Raw genomic sequence first — 15,817 nt, 5'->3', positions numbered from 1 at the left:
TGTGTCGTGGCCAAGTCGGTCGGAGCCAGTCTTCACTACGCTGGCCACATGGCTCTGGAATGGGAACAAGTGATCGTGGACTCGGTCGACCCCGTGGCCCTGGGCCGCTGGTGGGCCGAGGCGCTGGGCTGGGTCGTGGTGGGCGAGGAGCCCGGCGAGTACGAGATCCGGCCCGAGAAGGACCGGCTGCCCGGGCTGCTCTTCGGCACCGTGCCCGAAAGCAAGACGATCAAGAACCGGCTCCACCTGGACTTCCGCCCCGACGACCAGGAGGCTGAGGTGGCCCGTCTCCTGGCGCTCGGCGCACGGCACGCGGACGTGGGCCAGAGCGGCGAGGAGTCGTGGGTGGTGCTGGCGGATCCGGAGGGAAACGAGTTCTGCGTGCTCTCCTCGCGGAAGGGCTGAGTACGTCCCGCCTGTCGGTATACCGGAGCGAAGCGGGACGATCGAACTTACGATGGGCGGGAGCCGGTGCGGTGACTGTTCCTACGACGGGGCTCGCCGTGCCGCAGATCCGACCACTCGGGGTGGAGACGTATGGCACAGGCGTCCGACGCAGCGCGGACCGTCATCATGACCGTGGACGACGACCCCGGGGTCTCCCGGGCCGTCGCCAGGGATCTGCGGCGGCGCTACGGCGAGTCGTACCGGATCGTGCGCGCGGAGTCCGGCGAGTCCGCGCTGGAGGCCCTGCGTGAGCTGAAGCTGCGCGGGGATCTCGTGGCCGTGATCCTGGCCGACTACCGCATGCCGCAGATGAACGGCATCGAGTTCCTGGAACAGGCCCTGGACGTGTACCCGGGAGCGCGCCGGGTACTGCTGACCGCGTACGCGGACACGAACGCGGCGATCGACGCGATCAACGTCGTCGACCTGGACCACTACCTCCTCAAGCCCTGGGACCCGCCCGAGGAGAAGCTCTATCCGGTCCTGGACGACCTGCTGGAGTCCTGGCGGTGCAGCGACTTCCGTCCGGTGCCCAGCACCAAGGTGGTCGGCCACCGCTGGTCGGCGCGCTCCTCGGACGTGCGGGAGTTCCTGGCCCGCAACCAGGTGCCCTACCGCTGGTACTCCGCCGACGAGCCCGAGGGCCAGCGGCTGCTCAAGGCGGCCGGGCAGGACGGGCAGCGGCTGCCGCTGGTGATCACCCCGGACGGGACGCCCCTGATCGAGCCGGAGGCGCCCGAGCTGGCCGCGCAGGTGGGTCTGGCGACGACTCCGGCGGCGGACTTCTACGACCTCGTCGTCATCGGCGGCGGGCCCGCCGGGCTCGGCGCGGCCGTGTACGGGGCCTCGGAAGGGCTGCGGACCGTCCTCGTGGAGCGGTCGGCGACCGGCGGACAGGCCGGGCAGAGCTCCCGGATCGAGAACTATCTGGGCTTCCCGGACGGCGTGTCGGGGGCGCAGCTCACCGACCGGGCCCGTCGGCAGGCGGGGAAGTTCGGCGCGGAGATCCTCACCGCGCGCGAGGTCTCGGGCCTGGAGGCCAACGGCGCGGCACGGACCGTGCGGTTCTCGGACGGCTCGGCGGTCGCCGCGCACAGCGTGATCCTGGCGACCGGCGTGTCGTACCGGCAGTTGGAGGCGCCGGGCTGCAACGACCTGACCGGGTGCGGGGTGTTCTATGGCTCGGCACTGACCGAGGCGTCCTCCTGCCAGGGCCACGACGTGTACATCGTCGGCGGCGCCAACTCGGCCGGGCAGGCGGCGATGTACCTGGCCAAGGGCGCCAAGTCGGTCACCCTGCTGGTGCGCGGGCAGGACCTGTCCGCGTCGATGTCGTACTACCTGATCCAGCAGATCAACGAGGCACCGAACATCTCGGTACGCGCGCGTACCGTCGTCGAGTCGGCGCACGGCACCGACCACCTGGAGCAGCTCACGCTGCGCGACGTGGACACGGGACAGACCGAACTCGTCGACGCGCAGTGGATGTTCGTGTTCATCGGCGCGGCCCCGCTGACCGACTGGCTGGACGGCACGGTGCTGCGCGACGAACACGGCTTCATCCTGGCCGGGCCTGATCTCACCGCCGACGGCAGGCCGCCCGCGGAGTGGGAGCTGGACCGGCCGCCGTACCACCTGGAGACCAACATTCCCGGCGTGTTCGTGGCGGGCGACGCCCGCGCGGAGTCGGCGAAGCGGGTCGCGTCCGCCGTCGGAGAGGGAGCCATGGCAGTCATGCTCGTCCACCGGTATCTGGAGCAGTCGTGAGCGGCAAACTGCTGCCTTGCAGCCCGCAGGAGATAGGGACCCTGTTCCTGTTCGAGAAGCTCAGCCCGGAACAGCTCGGACGGCTGTGCAGCGAGGGGCAGGTGGAGCTGTTCGAGCCGGGGCCCGTGTACACCCAGGGCGACCCGGCCACCTGCTTCTACGTGATGGTCGAGGGCACGGTGGTGCTCTACAGCCGGGTCGGCGGCGACGACGTGGAGGTCAGCCGCACGTCGCAGCGCGGGGTCTATGCCGGCGCGATGCAGGCCTACCTCGGCGACCGGGTGCAGCACGTCTACCAGAACTCGATGCATGTCACGGAACCGACCCGGTTCTTCGTGCTGCCCGCGGAGACGTTCTCGAACATCATGCAGGAATGGTTCCCGATGGCGGTGCATCTGCTGGAGGGGCTGTTCTTCGGTTCGAAGAGCGCGCAGCGCGCCATCGGGCAGCGCGAACGGCTGCTGGCGCTGGGCTCGTTGTCGGCGGGGCTCACGCACGAGCTGAACAACCCCGCCGCGGCGGCCGTCCGCGCCACCGCGACCCTGCGGGAGCGGGTCGCCAAGATGCGGCACAAGCTCGGCGTCATCTCGTCGGGCCCGTATCCGCGCGAGGACCTGGCCGGGCTCATCGAAGTCCAGGAGCGCACCGCCGAGTTGGTCGCCAAGGCACCCACGCTCAGCCCGCTGGAGGCCTCGGACCGCGAGGACACCGTCAGCGACTGGCTCGACGACCACGGCATCCCGGACGGCTGGCGGCTCGCGCCGACCTTCGTGCAGGCCGGCCTGGACGTCGACTGGCTGGACCAGGTCGCCTCCGAGGTGGACGAGCAGATCCTGCCCGCGGCGATCGGGTGGCTCAACTACACGGTCGAGACCGAGCTGTTGATGGACGAGATCGAGGACTCCACGACCCGCGTCTCCAACCTGGTGAACGCGGCCAAGCAGTACTCGCAACTCGACCGCGCCCCCTACCAGGACGCGGACGTGCACGAACTCCTGGACAGCACGCTGCTGATGCTGTCCGGCAAGATCGGCCCGCAGATCAAGGTCGTCAAGGACTACGACCGTTCGCTGCCGAAGATCCCGTCGTACCCGGCGGAGCTCAACCAGGTGTGGACCAACCTGATCGACAACGCGGTCCAGGCCATCAACGGCGCGGGCGGGGAAGGCACACTGACGGTGCGCACGGCGCTGGTGAACGACCGGGTGCTGGTGGAGTTCCGCGACACGGGGCCCGGTGTGCCGCAGGAGATCAAGGGCCGTATCTTCGACCCGTTCTTCACCACCAAGCCGGTGGGCGAGGGCACGGGGCTCGGCCTGGACATCTCCTGGCGGATCGTCGTGAACAAGCACCACGGCACCCTGCAGGTCGAGTCCGAACCAGGCGACACCCGCTTCCAGGTCCTCCTGCCGCTCACCGCGGCGGACGACGAGACGCCCGAGGAGCCCGCATGAGCAGCGACAACCGAATCGATCCCAGCGTCGCGCCGAGCGGCAACGGCTGCGTCGAGTGCGACGCGGCCGGCGGCTGGTGGTTCCATCTGCGGCGCTGCGCGCAGTGCGGCCACATCGGCTGTTGCGACGACTCCCCCGCCAAGCACGCCACCGCGCACTACCGGGAGACCGGCCATCCGGTGATCCGCAGCTTCGAGCCGGGCGAGTCCTGGTTCTGGGACTTCGAGTCCTCGCAGCTGTACGAGTCCGGGCCCGAACTGGCTCCCCCGGTCAGCCATCCGATCGACCAGCCGACGCCGGGTCCGGCGGGCCGGGTGCCGGAGAACTGGGCGCAGACGCTCCGTTGAGCGTCGGGGTACGAGGTCCCCTCGTCCGGTCGCGAGGCTTCTTCGTCCCTGTCGCGAGAGCCCTACGTCCCTGCTCACCGGCCGCGTTGTCACTGGCGCGTGCCAGGATGGACCCGTGCCGCAGACCGTATTCACCACACCGCTGATCGGCCGGGACGACGAGGTCGCCCGACTCGCCGGCGTACTCGAGCGAGCCCGCGGCGGCCAGGCCCAGGCCGTGCTGCTCGCCGGGGACGCGGGCGTGGGCAAGACCCGCGTGCTGGACGAGCTCGCCGTACGGGCCGCCGAGGCCGGGATGACGGTGCTGACAGGTCACTGCGTCGACCTCGGTGACGTCGGTCTGCCCTACCTGCCGTTCACCGAGGTGCTCGGGGTGCTCGCGGCCGACGAGCGGTTCGCGGGCGTCCTGACCGCGCATCCGGTGGTCGACCGGCTGCTGGGCGCGGGGACGGACGCGGCACGGGACGATGGGGGTCCCCCCACCCGTTCGAGCAGTGGGGGAAGCCGGCTCCAACTCTTCGAGGGCCTGGCGGGGCTCCTCGCCGACCTGTCGGAGGTCGCTCCCCTGCTGCTGGTCCTGGAGGACCTGCACTGGGCCGACCAGTCCTCCCGGGACCTGCTGCGATTCCTGCTCAGCCGCGGAATCCTGCAGCGCCCGGCGGGCGGCACACCGACCCACCGGCTCGCCGTGTTCGCGTCGTACCGCGCGGACGACCTGCACCGCCGCCACCCCCTGCGCCCGCTCCTGGCCGAGCTCGTGCGGCTGCCCGCGGTCGAGCGCCTCGAACTGCGGCCCATGGCCGACGCCGAGGTGGCGCGCCTGGTGCACGCCCTGGAGGACCGTCCGCTGCCGGAGGCCACGGTCCGCGGGATCGTCGAGCGCGCCGAGGGCAACGCCTTCTACGCGGAGGAGCTGGTCGCGGCCACCGACACGGAGGCCGACGGGGTGCCCAGCGGCCTGGCCGACGTCCTCCTCATCCGCTTCGAGCAGCTCTCCGACACCGCCCAACAGGTCCTGCGCACCGCCGCCGTCGCCGGACGGCGCGTCGAGCACGACCTGCTGCGCGACGCGGTCGGCCTCCCGGAGGACGAGCTGGAGTCCGCGCTGCGCGAGGCGATCAGCCGTCAACTCCTGGTGTCCGGCGCCGAGGACACGTATGCCTTCCGGCACGCGCTCGCCCGGGAGGCGGTCTACGCCGACCTGCTGCCGGGCGAACGGTCACGACTGCACGGCGCGTTCGCCCGGCTGCTCGCCGGCCGGGGCCACCCCGCCGAGAGCGCGGCGGAACGCGCCCACCACTACCGCGAGAGCCACGATCTGGCGGAGGCACTGGCCGCCTCGCTGGAGGCCGCCGACCACGCCCAGCGGATCGGCGCGCCCGCGGAGGTGCTGCGGCACCTCGAAACCGCCCTCGACCTGTGGGCGGTGGTGGATCCCACGGCCCGGCCCGCGGGCGACGGCGTCGACCGGGTCACGCTCACGCTGCGTGCCTCGGCGGCGGCCGCGCACGCCGGGCAGGCGCACCGCGCGGTGTCCCTCACCCGGTCCGCGCTCGCGGGCATCGGCCAGGACGCGGAAGCCGAACTCGCCGCCCGGGTGCGGTACACGCTGGCCGGCAACCTGCTGGGCGTCGACAGCCTGACCGCCGCGTTCGGCTACAGCAGCGAGGCGCTCGCCCTGATCCCCGCCGACCCGCCGACCCGGACCTGGGTCTGGGCGGCGGCCACGCATGTGATGGCGGCCCGGCAGGTCGGGGAGAACGAGACGGCGCTGAAGGTGGCCCGCCAGGCCCTGGGCGTGGCCGAGCAGTTGCAGGTGACCGACGCGCAGGCCGACCTCCTCGTCTCGCTGGCCGCCCTGGAGGGCGGTGGCCGCCGCACCCCGGAGGGCCGGGAGCGGCTCAAGGAGGCCCGGGAGCTGGCGAGGCGCGCGGGGAACATGCCGGTGGAGATGCGCGCCCTGTTCAATCTCGCCGTGGGCTCCTTCGAGTCCGGTGACCTGGAGGGCTCGCTGCCCTGGGTGACCGAGGGATTGGACCGGGCCCGCCGCGCCGGCCTCCTGTCGTCGCCGTACCCGCTGGAGATGCGCTACCTGCATCTGCTCGTGCTGTACACACTGGGGCACTGGGACGAGTGCATCCGGGCCGCGAAGGCCGACGCGGAGGTACTGCCTGCGGCGGGCGGGTACGCGGGCGGACCCGCGCTGTACGTGGCGCTGGCCCGGGGCGACCTGAGCGCCGCCGACCGTGCCCGGGCGTTGTTGGAGGGGCACTTCGACTGGATGGCCACGCTGGTGGCGGGCGTCGCGCTGATCGAGGACGCCGTGCTGCGCGGTGATCCGGAGGCGGCGGTGGAGCGGATGCGGGGGACGGTCGCCGCGCTCAGCGACGACGCGGGCAACCGGCCCGACGCCACGGTCCGGCTCGCCACCCTCGCGCTGACCGCCGTCGCCGACGCGGCGGTGGAGCTGCGGTCGTCGGGGGGTGCCTCGCACCGGTGGAAGGAGACCGCGGACGAACTCGTCGAGCTGGCCCGCACGATGGCCCTGCGCAGTGAGGACGGTTCCCCGCAGGGCCCCGAGGGGCTGGCGTGGCTGGCCCGTGCCGAGGCGGAGTGGACGCGGGCGGTGTCCGGGCCCGACGCGGCCGCGTGGGAGAAGGCGGTCACCGCGTTCGACTTCGGCGACGTGTACGAACGGGCGCGCTGTCAGGCGCGGTTCGCCGAGGCCCTGCTCGTGGCCGACCGGCGGGACGAGGCCGCCGTCCAGGCCCGCGAGGCGCGAGAGGTGGCGCAACGGCTGGGCGCGCGGCCCCTGCTGGAGCGGATCGACGCCCTGGTCCGGCGCGGCCGGCTCGGGGACTCCCCGGCCGACCGCGGCCGCACCTCACCGCTGACCGCCCGCGAGCAGGACGTCCTGCGGCTCCTCGCCCGCGGCCGCAGCAACCGCCAGATCGGCGAGGAGTTGTTCATCACCGGCAAGACCGCCAGCGTCCACGTGTCCAACATCCTCGCCAAACTGAGCGCCGCGAGCCGCACGGAGGCGGTGGCGATCGCCTATCGCGAAGGGCTCATCAGCAGCCCAGCTTCTTGAGATCGACGGCGTCGGCCATCGCCGCCATCCCCTTGTCGTTGGGGTGGATGTGGTCCCCGCCGTCGAGGAACGGCAGCATCCGTTCCTGGTCGTAGGGGCTGCGCAGGATGCGGTCGAAGTCGGTGTAGCCGTCGAAGTCGGAGTTGTCGCGGATGTAGGCGTTGACCTCCTGACGGACCTCCTCCGCCGCCGTGTCCCATTCCGGCCAGCCCTTGAAGGGGGCGACCGTCGCGCCGATGACGCACTTCCCGGCGGCGTGCGCCCGCCGCGCGATCTCCTGGTAACCGGCGATCATGTCCTTGGCGGTGACGCCCGAATGGGCCTTGATGTCGTTGACGCCCTCGAAGAGGAACACCGTACGGACTCCCGGCTGGGACAGGACATCGCGCTCCAGCCGGTTCAGGGCGCTCTGCCCGGCGCCGTCCGCGAGCACCTTGTTGCCGGAGATGCCCTCGTTGGCGACACCCTGGATCCCGGAGCCCGCCTTCTGCAGGCGCCGGGCCAGGTAGTCCGGCCACCGGCGGTTGAGGTCGGTGGTGGACTGCCAGCCGTCGGTGATGGAGTCGCCGAGCGTGACGACGGCCGACGTGCCCTTGGACGGTCGTACGGAGACGGAGTCGAGGTAGTACCAGGACCCGGTCGTCACGGTCCAGTTGGCGGCGCCCGCCTCCGCCGTGTGGTCGCCGGTGGTGACGTAGGAGTTCTGCATGGCCATCCCGTGTCCGGTCGCGGGTCCCGCCGCGTCCGGGCTGTGGATGCTGACGACGAGGTTCGTCGCGGCGGGCAGACGGCCGGACAGCGGGTCGCTGAGGACGACGGCCCCGGCCGGGACCGTCACCGAGCGGGCGCCCTGGAAGGTCACCGGCCTGTTGCTGCCGGCGACCAGTTCGGCGCCGCTCTTCTGGGTGCCGGCGTAGACGTTGTCGAAGGTGATCGGCCGGTCCCCGAAGGCGTTGGAGAGCCGGATCCGCAGGCCGGTGCCGCCGACGCTGGTGTGCACGATGAGCCGGTAGGCCCGGTCGGCGACGCCGTCGCCCAGCCGGTCCGCGCTCGCACCCCAGGTGACGACGTCCCGCCGGTCGGCCGGCGCGCCCACGGCGGAGTACGTGGGCTGATCGGCCGACGCCTGCTGGACCGGGACCGCCTGGACGGCGCCGGCCAGCAGCAGGAGTGCGGCGAGCCGGCCGGCTCTCGCGGTGCGGGCGATCACCGCGCGAAGTCCTTCAGTGTCACGGATCCTCCCGGCTTGACGGTCACCGTACGGGTCTTGCCGCCGTAGGCGACGGTCGTCGTGCGGCCGCCCACGCTGCGGATCTTCGCCTCGGTGGGCTTGCCGTTCTTCCACCGCAGGTCGACGACGAAGCCGCCGCGGGCACCGGCTCCGGTGATCGAACCGGACTCGGCCCACGCGTCCGGCAGGGCCGGCAGCAGTTCCAGATGGCCCGGCCGCGAGTACAGGAGCATCTCGGTCACGGCCGACGGGGTGCCGAAGTTGGCCTCGATCTGGAAGATGCCGCGGCCCTGCTCCACCTCGTAGATGTCGAAGAGGTTGAACGCGGTGCCGTTGGTGCCGTTCTCCGACGGGCGGAGGTTGTTGACAACCAACTGGTAGGCCTTGTCGGCGTTCTTCAGGCGCGCCCAGCACAGGCTGCGCCAGGCGTTGGCCCAGCCGAAGCTGTTCATGCCGCGTGCGGTGAGCAGGGCGGTGGCGCCGTCGACGATGTCCTTCGGGGTGGAGCCGTCGGGGCGGATGCGGTCGCCGGGGAAGAGGCCGACGAGCGGGGAGAGGTGGCGGTGGGTGGTCTCACCGAGGTTGTCCGGGGACATCCACTCCTCCAGCCAGCCCGTCTTCGGGCTCACCACGGGCAGGTACAGCTTCCTGCGCAGGCCCGAGATCTTACCCGCGTAGCCGCTGTCCCGCTTCAACTCCGCCGACGCGGCGGCGTAGTTGCCGAACAGTGCCCACACCAGTTCCTGGGCGTAGGTGATCCCCTTGGCGTCGAGCGGACCCTGCTCGGGGGACCAGTCGCTGTCTGCGATCAGCACCTCCTTCGAGCTGCCCGGCAGGGTCGTGGTCAGCAGCCGCGCCTCCCAGAACTCGACGGCGCCCTTGAGCAGGGGGTAGATCTTCTCCAGGTGGGAGCGCGAGCCGGTGAACTCGTAGTGCTCGAAGAGGGAGTTGCACAGCCAGGCGTTGCCCGCCGGGTGCCACCACCAACCACCGCCGCCGTAGGGGTTGGTGGAGATGGCCACGGTCCAGCCGGCGTTCTTGCCGGAGGAGTTGCGGTAGCGGTTGCGCGGGTCGTTGAAGAGCCGGCGGGTCAGGTCGGTCCAGTCGGGCAGCTGGGCGACGCAGTAGTCGGTGAACGCGTCGAAGCACGAGGACAGGCCCACCCGGTCGGCCATCCAGTAGTTCATCTGGATGTTGATGTCGGTGTGGTAGTCGCCCATCCAGTCCGGGTCGTTGCCGTCCAGCCACAGGCCCTGCAGGCCCATCGGCAGACTGTCGCGCGAACCGGCCACCATCAGGTAGCGGCCGAACTGCACGTAGGCGGCTTCGAGTTCGGGGTCGGGCTCGTCGCTCGTGAAGCGCCGCTGGATCCGCTCCCAGGTGTCGAGCGCGCGCTGGTCGGCGGTCGAGGTGCCCAGCGAGATGGCGAACTTCCCGAACACCGCGCGGTAGTCGGCGACATGGGTGCGCAGCAGGGTGTCGGCCGAGTGCTTGGCGGCGGCGTTGACCTTGGTGCGGGCGAGCTTCTGCGGGTCGACCTTGGGGTCGCGGTACCCGTGCGCGGAGTCCGGCGCGTAGTTGCTGCCACCGCTGACCACGACGGTCAGGTCCTTGCACCCGGAGAACTCGATGTGCGACCCGGTCACGGAGACCCGGCCGCCGCTGCCGTGGGCGGTGACGGCGGCGCCGTACTTGAGGCCGTTGGCGAACTTGCCGCCGAAGGAGGTCGCCGCGGCCTCGCCGTGCGTCCCCTCCAGCGTGATCGTGCCGGTGTAGCGCCCGCCGCCGTTCTGGCTGAAGTGGAGGACGATCGCGTCGTCGGGACGGCTGGAGAAGATCTCCCGCTTGTACGTCACGCCCGAGCGGACGTAGGAGGCGGCCACCACGCCCCGGTCGAGGTCGAGGGTGCGGCGATAGCCGGAGACGGCGCCCAGGTCGTGGTCGGGGATGTCGACGGTGAGCCGGGCGAGCAGGGTCAGGGACCCGAAGTCCGCACGGCCGTAGGGGAACTGACCGTCGGAGTCGAGGGTGTCGTTCAGGCCGCCGGTCCACATCGTGGCGTCGGTGACGAGGAGGAGTTCACGGCCCGGGTCGTTGCTCGCGAGGGCGCCGAGGCGGCCGTTGCCGACCGGCAGACCCTGCTCGATCATCGAGGTGTCGCCGGCGGGGGCCTGCCACCACAGCGTGTTGAGCGAACCGCTCGCGCCGTGGGCCGAGTTGTCGTCGGCCGAGGCCTCGGGCCGCTGCGGGGCGGCCGAGGCGGTGAAGGTGGGGAGGGCGGCCAGGGCGCCGGTCGCGGCGGCGATGGCGAGCAGGTTGCGTCTGGGCAGTGGGTGGGACGGTTCGGGGTTCATGTGCGGCTCCTGGTGGCTCGGTCAGGACGACTTGGGGACGTCGATGCGGTCGATGTCCGGCGCGTAGCTGTCGCCGCTGTCGAAGATGATCGTGTTGGAGCCGGCCTTGAGGGTCACCGGCACGCTGACCGTCCCGACGGTTCCCCAGTCCCCGGTCGAGGGGAACTTGTGGCTGACGGCGCCGCCGGCGTTGGCGGAGACCTTGACGGAGCGGGCGTCGCCGCTGACGTAGGCGACCTTCACCTGGTAGGTGCCGGCCTTGGCGACGACGACGTTGTTGACCGAGAGCTTGCCGCCCAGGTAGAGGTTGCCGACCTTCTTGCCGCCGGAGCAGGCGGAGCAGTCGGCGAGGCCGGCGTTGCCGGACAGGGTGTTCGCTGCGGCCTCGGCCTCGTAGCCGGTGAAGGCGAGCGTGCTGCCGTGCGGGGTGACGGTGAACAGGCGGGAGCCGTGGGCGGGCAGGGCCTGGGTGACCTTGTCCTTGTAGGTGCCGAGGTTCTCGTGGTTCCACAGGTCACGCACGGCGGCCTTGCCGGTGAAGCCGAGGGAGGCCCAGTTCGCGGAGACGGACGCGGGCTTGTCGGCGAGGTTGAACAGCGCGACGGTGTAGCTGCCGTCGGCGTTCTTCGCGGCCCACACCTGCTGCGGGTCGGACGGGGTGATCGGGCGGGCCGGCGGGGTGCTGCCCTGGTTGAGGGCGATGACTTCCTTGTTGGTCAGCAGGGACAGACCGTAGGAGTCGAGCTTGGTGAGGTCGTCGCCGGTGTAGATCGGGGACTTGGCGATGGTCCACAGGGTGGCGTAGCTCTGTCGCTCGGCCTTGGTCAGGCCGTCCATCTCGCCGTTGCCGACGTCCAGGGAGTCGAGGTCGTTCCAGCCGCCGGGGCCCGCCTTGTCGGTCCAGCCGGGAGCGTCGTCCCAGCGGTCGTCGACTGAGTTCTCCCAGGTGACGAGGGTGTTGCAGTAGCACTCGACGTCCGTGTCGATGCGCCAGCCCTGGGAGTTCTTCTTCCAGTCGGCCGCGTGCCCGATGTCCAGGGACCAGGACAGTTCGAGGTGGATGGGACGGCCGGTGTCGGCGATCGCCTTGTTCCAGGCGGCCACGTCGGCGACGTTGTTGTACTGGTCACCGCTCTTGCCGGAGCCGGGGCCGACGCCGTCGAGCTTGAGGAAGTCGTAGCCCCAGCCGGCGATCAACTGCGCCTGGGAGTCGATGTACTTCTGGGCACAGGGCTTGGAGAAGTCGATCTTGTACGCGCTGTCCCAGCCGTTGGTGGTGCGCAGGTCGCTGTAGACGATGTCGCCGGTGGTGCAGTCGGCGGCGTTCCAGATCGGCGTCTTTCCGTCGCCGTAGGCCCCCTTCTCCAGGCCTGCGGGCAGGTAGATGCCGGCCTTGAGGCCCTTGGAGTGGATGCGGTCGGCGACGGCCTTCATGCCGCTGGGGAAGCGGACGGGGTCGGCCTTCTGGCGTCCGTACTGGTCGTATCCGGACTTCCAGGTCTTGTCCATCCACCAGCCGGCGTCGATGTTGACGTACTCGTAGCCGAACTTCTTCAGCTTGCTCGCCATGGCGTCGGTCTGCTTGGTGACGTTCGCCTCGGTGAGGTAGCTGTAGTCGCCGTCCGGGTTGAGGCCCGGGTACTTCGACGACTGCATGCTCCAACTCGTCCAGCCCATGTAGGGCTTGGCGGCGAGTGACGTCGCGGTGGCAGCGGCCGGAGCCGCGGGCGCGGTGGTCTCGGCACTGACCGAGGGCGCGGCGGAGACGGCTCCTGCGGCCACGGCCAGGACCACCGCGGCTCTCAGGACGCGTGCGGGCAGGAAGGAGTACGAGGATGACCGCATGGGTCGTACCTCCAGGGTGATGGTGGATCAGCGGCTCTGTCGTGGGTCGTGCGGGGTGATGAAGGACTGGATCGCGGTGGCGGCTGCCCCTCGTGCCCACTCCTCGAACGGGAGCGGGCGGGTCTGTACGTCGCACTGTGCGGCGGAGCCGAACGCTGCGGCGGTGAATGCCTCGCGGATCTGCGCGGCGAACAGGTCGTAGGCGGCGAGTCCCTCGCCGGAGATGATCACGCGTTCGGGGCCGAGCAGGTTGGCCACGGTGGCGATGCCGCGGCCGATCGCCTCCCCCGCTCTGGCGAACGCCTCGCGGGCCCCCTCGTCGCCCTGGTGGGCAAGTGCCGCGGCCGCGGCGGAGTCGGCGACTTCGAGGCCGGTGGTCTCGCGGATCCGCCGGACGATCGCGGCGTCCCCCGCGATCGCCTCGACGCAGCCGCGGTTGCCGCAGTGGCAGGGCGGTCCGGCCGGGTCGACGGTCACATGGCCGATCTCGCCGGCCACGCCGTGCGCGCCGGAGATCACCCGGCCGTGCACCACGATCCCGCAGCCGATGCCCGCGCCCACGGTCACGAGGGCGAAGTCGGACAGCCCGGCGCCCGCGCCGAACCACTGCTCGGCCACGGTCAAAGCACGGACATCGTTGTCCACGGTTACCGGCAGTCCGGTGGTGAGGGCGGCCAGTTCGGCGAGGTGGACGTCCCGCCAGTCGAGGAAGGGCGAGTAGCGCACGACACCTTCGGCGCGGTCCACGTCGCCGGAGATCGCGACGCCGAGGCCGAGGACGGGGGCGCCCAACTCCTCGGCCTCGACCTGCAGTTCGCGCGTCAGTTCGGCCAGCGAGGTGAGTACGGCCTCGGTCGCCCGGTCCGGGACCGGGACGTGCCGGGCGACACGGATGCGGCAGCGCAGGTCGGTCAGCACACCGATCAGCTCACCCGCGGTGACCTTGACCCCGATGAACAGGGCCCGTCCGCCGTCGACCCGCACCAGACTCGCGGGCCGCCCGAGCGCCGCCCGCGCCTCCTGGTCCGGGGTCTCCACCAGGTACCCGGCCTCCAGCAACGGACGGACCGCCTTGGTCACGGCCGCCGCCGACAGTCCCGCCCGGCGCGCGGCGTCGAGCCGGGTCAGGGGGCCGTGGGACAGGACCGTGGTGAAGATCTGTGCCGCGGCCGGCGTGTGGGCCGGAAACGTTTCGGCCGCTGGAGCGGAGCGCATGGCCGGAACCTAAGGCTCTTAATTTCCGCTGTCAATAAAAGAAACAGGAATCACCTGAAGGTTGACTGTGAGGCTCAAGTGGCCTTCAAATGACGGGTGGCACGCCACTGTCGGCTGCCGAAGAGACAGAGGTCGGGCCGGGCACTCCACCGATCGGAGTGCCCGGCCCACCGTTCCCGTTCCGTCGTCAGCGGTTGCCCGCCGGCGTGTTGGCCAGGGTGACGTTGACCCCGGCCCAGGCCTTGTCGACCGTCTTGTACTCGGTGCTGTTCAGGCCGTACAGGTCCTTCGCCGCCTTCAGCGTCGCCGAGCGGGCGTCGTGGAAGTCGGTCGTGGAGACCATGTAGCGGGTCAGGGCGCGGTAGAAGATCGCCGTGGCCTTGGTGCGGCCGATGCCCTTGACCGTGGAGCCGTCGTAGGTCGGCGAGTCGTAGGCGACCCCGTTGATCGTCTTGCGGCCGCTGCCCTCGGCGAGCAGGTAGTACGCGTGCGAGGAGACACCGGAACCGGCGTGCACCTCGGTGTCGTAGACCTCGGGCGACCAGTAGTCGATCGCGCCTTCGAGCACGTCGAGGGACGGCTTGTCCAGGCGGCGCAGGAACTTCTGGTCGAGGCCGAGCTTCTCGCCGATGAGGTAGTCGGGCTTGTCCTTCGCGTTGTTGGTGAAGAACTCGACGTTCGAGCCGAAGATGTCCGCGAGGGACTCGTTCAGTGAGCCCGGCTCGCCGTACTGGTTGCCGTCGCTGTCGACCCGGGTGGGCTCCAACTTGGCGGTGGCGTCGACCACGCCGTGGGTCAGCTCGTGGCCGCTGACGTCGAGGACGACGAGCGGCTTCTTGAACATGACGCCGTCACCGTCGCCGTAGAGCATGCAGCCGCAGGTGGGGTCCCAGAAGGCGTTGGCCACCTCGGTGCCCCAGTGGACCATCGCCTTGGCGGCCTTGCTGTTGTTGGCGATGCCCTTGCGGGCGAAGGTCTTCTTGTAGAAGTCCAGGGTCTTGGTGATGCCGTACTGGGCGTCGACGGCCGCGCTGTTGCGGCTGGAGACGGCGCCGTTGCCGAAGGTGGACGTGGAGTTGACGATCGCCTTGCCGCGGGCGAAGTTCTCCGTGAACGAGCCCTTGGCGTCCCGCGTCTCGGTGTTGTACCGCTTCGGGTCCTTGAGCTGGTACTTCCTGGCGGCGGTCCGGGTGACGGTCAGCGAGACCTTGCCGACGAAGAGCGACTTGCCGGTGCCCGTGACCGTCTGGGGGTAGTGCACGGCGGCCGCGCCCGACGACGCGGCAGTGAGGCCCGCGGCCTGCGAGCCGATGCCGGTCTGCGGGTCGAGCTTCTCGCCCCGCTCGCGCAGCGTCTCGAGCAGTTCCGGCGAGAGGAACTCGTCGCTGTCCGGCGTGTTGCTGCGCACCTTGCCGGTCACGGCGTCGATGACGACGGTGCTGGAACCGCCGCTCTCGGTGGTGCCGCTGTCGCTGACCCGCACCTGGTAGGCGAGGGCGGAGGCGCCGTCGCGGGCGTCGACCACGAGCACGGCCGGACCGGCGTCGCCCTTGGCCGCCGACGCGGCCTTCTGCTCGGCCTGCGCGGTGGTGAGCTTGGCGTCGGTGGTGGCCGGCTTGACCGTGTGGTCGGCGGCGCGGGTCACGCCCGCGTACTTCAGCTGCCGGGTGAGGTGGACGACGAGGTCGCCCCCGAGGACCTGCATGCCCTGGTGGGCCCGGGCGAAGCGGACGTGCCGCGCGCCCTCCGGGTCGATCAGGACGTCCGTGGCCTGAAGTTCGTCGCCGGTCAGGACACCGGTCGCCGAGGAGTGGGCGAACGCGGCGGCGCGGGCGGCGGCCACCACGGACGCGGTCGAGCTTTCGGCGGCGGCCTTCACGGACCCCGCCCCCGCGGCGGGGTCGGCGAAGGCGGTACCCGCGAGGCCCGTGGCGGCCGTCGTCACGGCGACGGCGATCGCCACGCTGCGTATGTGCGGTCTACGCACTGGTGAGGGTTTCCTTCCTGGCAGAGCGGCCGGGAACCCAACCGCCCTGAGGCGTGGCGCCGTTGAGCGCCGCGAGGGC

At 71.0% G+C, this 15,817-nt stretch carries 10 protein-coding genes; 5 read left to right on the top strand and 5 right to left on the bottom strand.

Annotation, left to right across the window (positions count from 1 at the left end; all coding sequences use genetic code 11):
• Window positions 1-48: 48 nt before the first annotated feature.
• The 5 genes from ACIQI8_RS25735 to ACIQI8_RS25715 all read left to right on the top strand — a co-directional run bounded on the left by ACIQI8_RS25735 (window position 49) and on the right by ACIQI8_RS25715 (window position 7,106).
• Entirely contained in the window at window positions 49-405 is a 357-nt protein-coding gene (locus tag ACIQI8_RS25735; protein WP_402354928.1) for a VOC family protein, read from the top strand.
• Window positions 406-537: 132 nt separating this feature from the next.
• On the top strand, window positions 538-2,214 hold the full coding sequence (locus ACIQI8_RS25730; RefSeq protein WP_402354926.1) for an FAD-dependent oxidoreductase: 1,677 nt from the start codon (window positions 538-540) through the stop codon (window positions 2,212-2,214).
• Window positions 2,211-3,668, top strand: coding sequence for an ATP-binding protein (locus ACIQI8_RS25725; protein ID WP_402354924.1), 1,458 nt, complete (start codon window positions 2,211-2,213; stop codon window positions 3,666-3,668). The genes ACIQI8_RS25730 and ACIQI8_RS25725 overlap by 4 nt, the downstream gene beginning before the upstream one ends.
• Window positions 3,665-4,015, top strand: coding sequence for a UBP-type zinc finger domain-containing protein (locus ACIQI8_RS25720; RefSeq protein WP_402354922.1), 351 nt, complete (start codon window positions 3,665-3,667; stop codon window positions 4,013-4,015). The genes ACIQI8_RS25725 and ACIQI8_RS25720 overlap by 4 nt, the downstream gene beginning before the upstream one ends.
• 115 nt (window positions 4,016-4,130) lie before the next feature.
• A complete protein-coding gene (locus tag ACIQI8_RS25715; protein ID WP_402354920.1) occupies window positions 4,131-7,106 on the top strand; it encodes an AAA family ATPase in 2,976 nt (991 codons plus the stop codon).
• On the opposite strand, the gene ACIQI8_RS25710 is transcribed toward ACIQI8_RS25715, so the two are convergent.
• The 5 genes from ACIQI8_RS25710 to ACIQI8_RS25690 all read right to left on the bottom strand — a co-directional run bounded on the left by ACIQI8_RS25710 (window position 7,087) and on the right by ACIQI8_RS25690 (window position 15,738).
• Window positions 7,087-8,316 carry an SGNH/GDSL hydrolase family protein gene (locus tag ACIQI8_RS25710; protein ID WP_402354918.1) on the bottom strand — a complete coding sequence of 410 codons (1,230 nt, stop codon included), beginning with the start codon at window positions 8,314-8,316 and terminating at the stop codon, window positions 7,087-7,089. The genes ACIQI8_RS25715 and ACIQI8_RS25710 overlap by 20 nt on opposite strands.
• Window positions 8,313-10,691, bottom strand: coding sequence for a glycosyl hydrolase family 95 catalytic domain-containing protein (locus ACIQI8_RS25705; protein WP_402354916.1), 2,379 nt, complete (start codon window positions 10,689-10,691; stop codon window positions 8,313-8,315). The genes ACIQI8_RS25710 and ACIQI8_RS25705 overlap by 4 nt, the downstream gene beginning before the upstream one ends.
• Window positions 10,692-10,712: 21 nt before the next feature.
• Window positions 10,713-12,536, bottom strand: a complete 1,824-nt coding sequence (locus tag ACIQI8_RS25700) for an alpha-galactosidase D (protein WP_402354914.1) — start codon at window positions 12,534-12,536, stop codon at window positions 10,713-10,715.
• Window positions 12,537-12,563: 27 nt separating this feature from the next.
• Window positions 12,564-13,751: an ROK family protein gene (locus ACIQI8_RS25695; RefSeq protein ID WP_402354913.1), complete on the bottom strand. Its 1,188-nt coding sequence runs from the start codon at window positions 13,749-13,751 to the stop codon at window positions 12,564-12,566.
• A 187-nt stretch (window positions 13,752-13,938) separates the two neighbouring features.
• Window positions 13,939-15,738 carry a M4 family metallopeptidase gene (locus tag ACIQI8_RS25690; RefSeq protein ID WP_402354911.1) on the bottom strand — a complete coding sequence of 600 codons (1,800 nt, stop codon included), beginning with the start codon at window positions 15,736-15,738 and terminating at the stop codon, window positions 13,939-13,941.
• Between the last annotated feature and the right edge of the window lie 79 nt (window positions 15,739-15,817).

The sequence above is a fragment of the Streptomyces sp. NPDC092369 genome (assembly GCF_044755245.1).
Lineage (GTDB): Bacteria > Actinomycetota > Actinomycetes > Streptomycetales > Streptomycetaceae > Streptomyces.
This window is presented reverse-complemented; position numbering and strand designations above follow the sequence as displayed.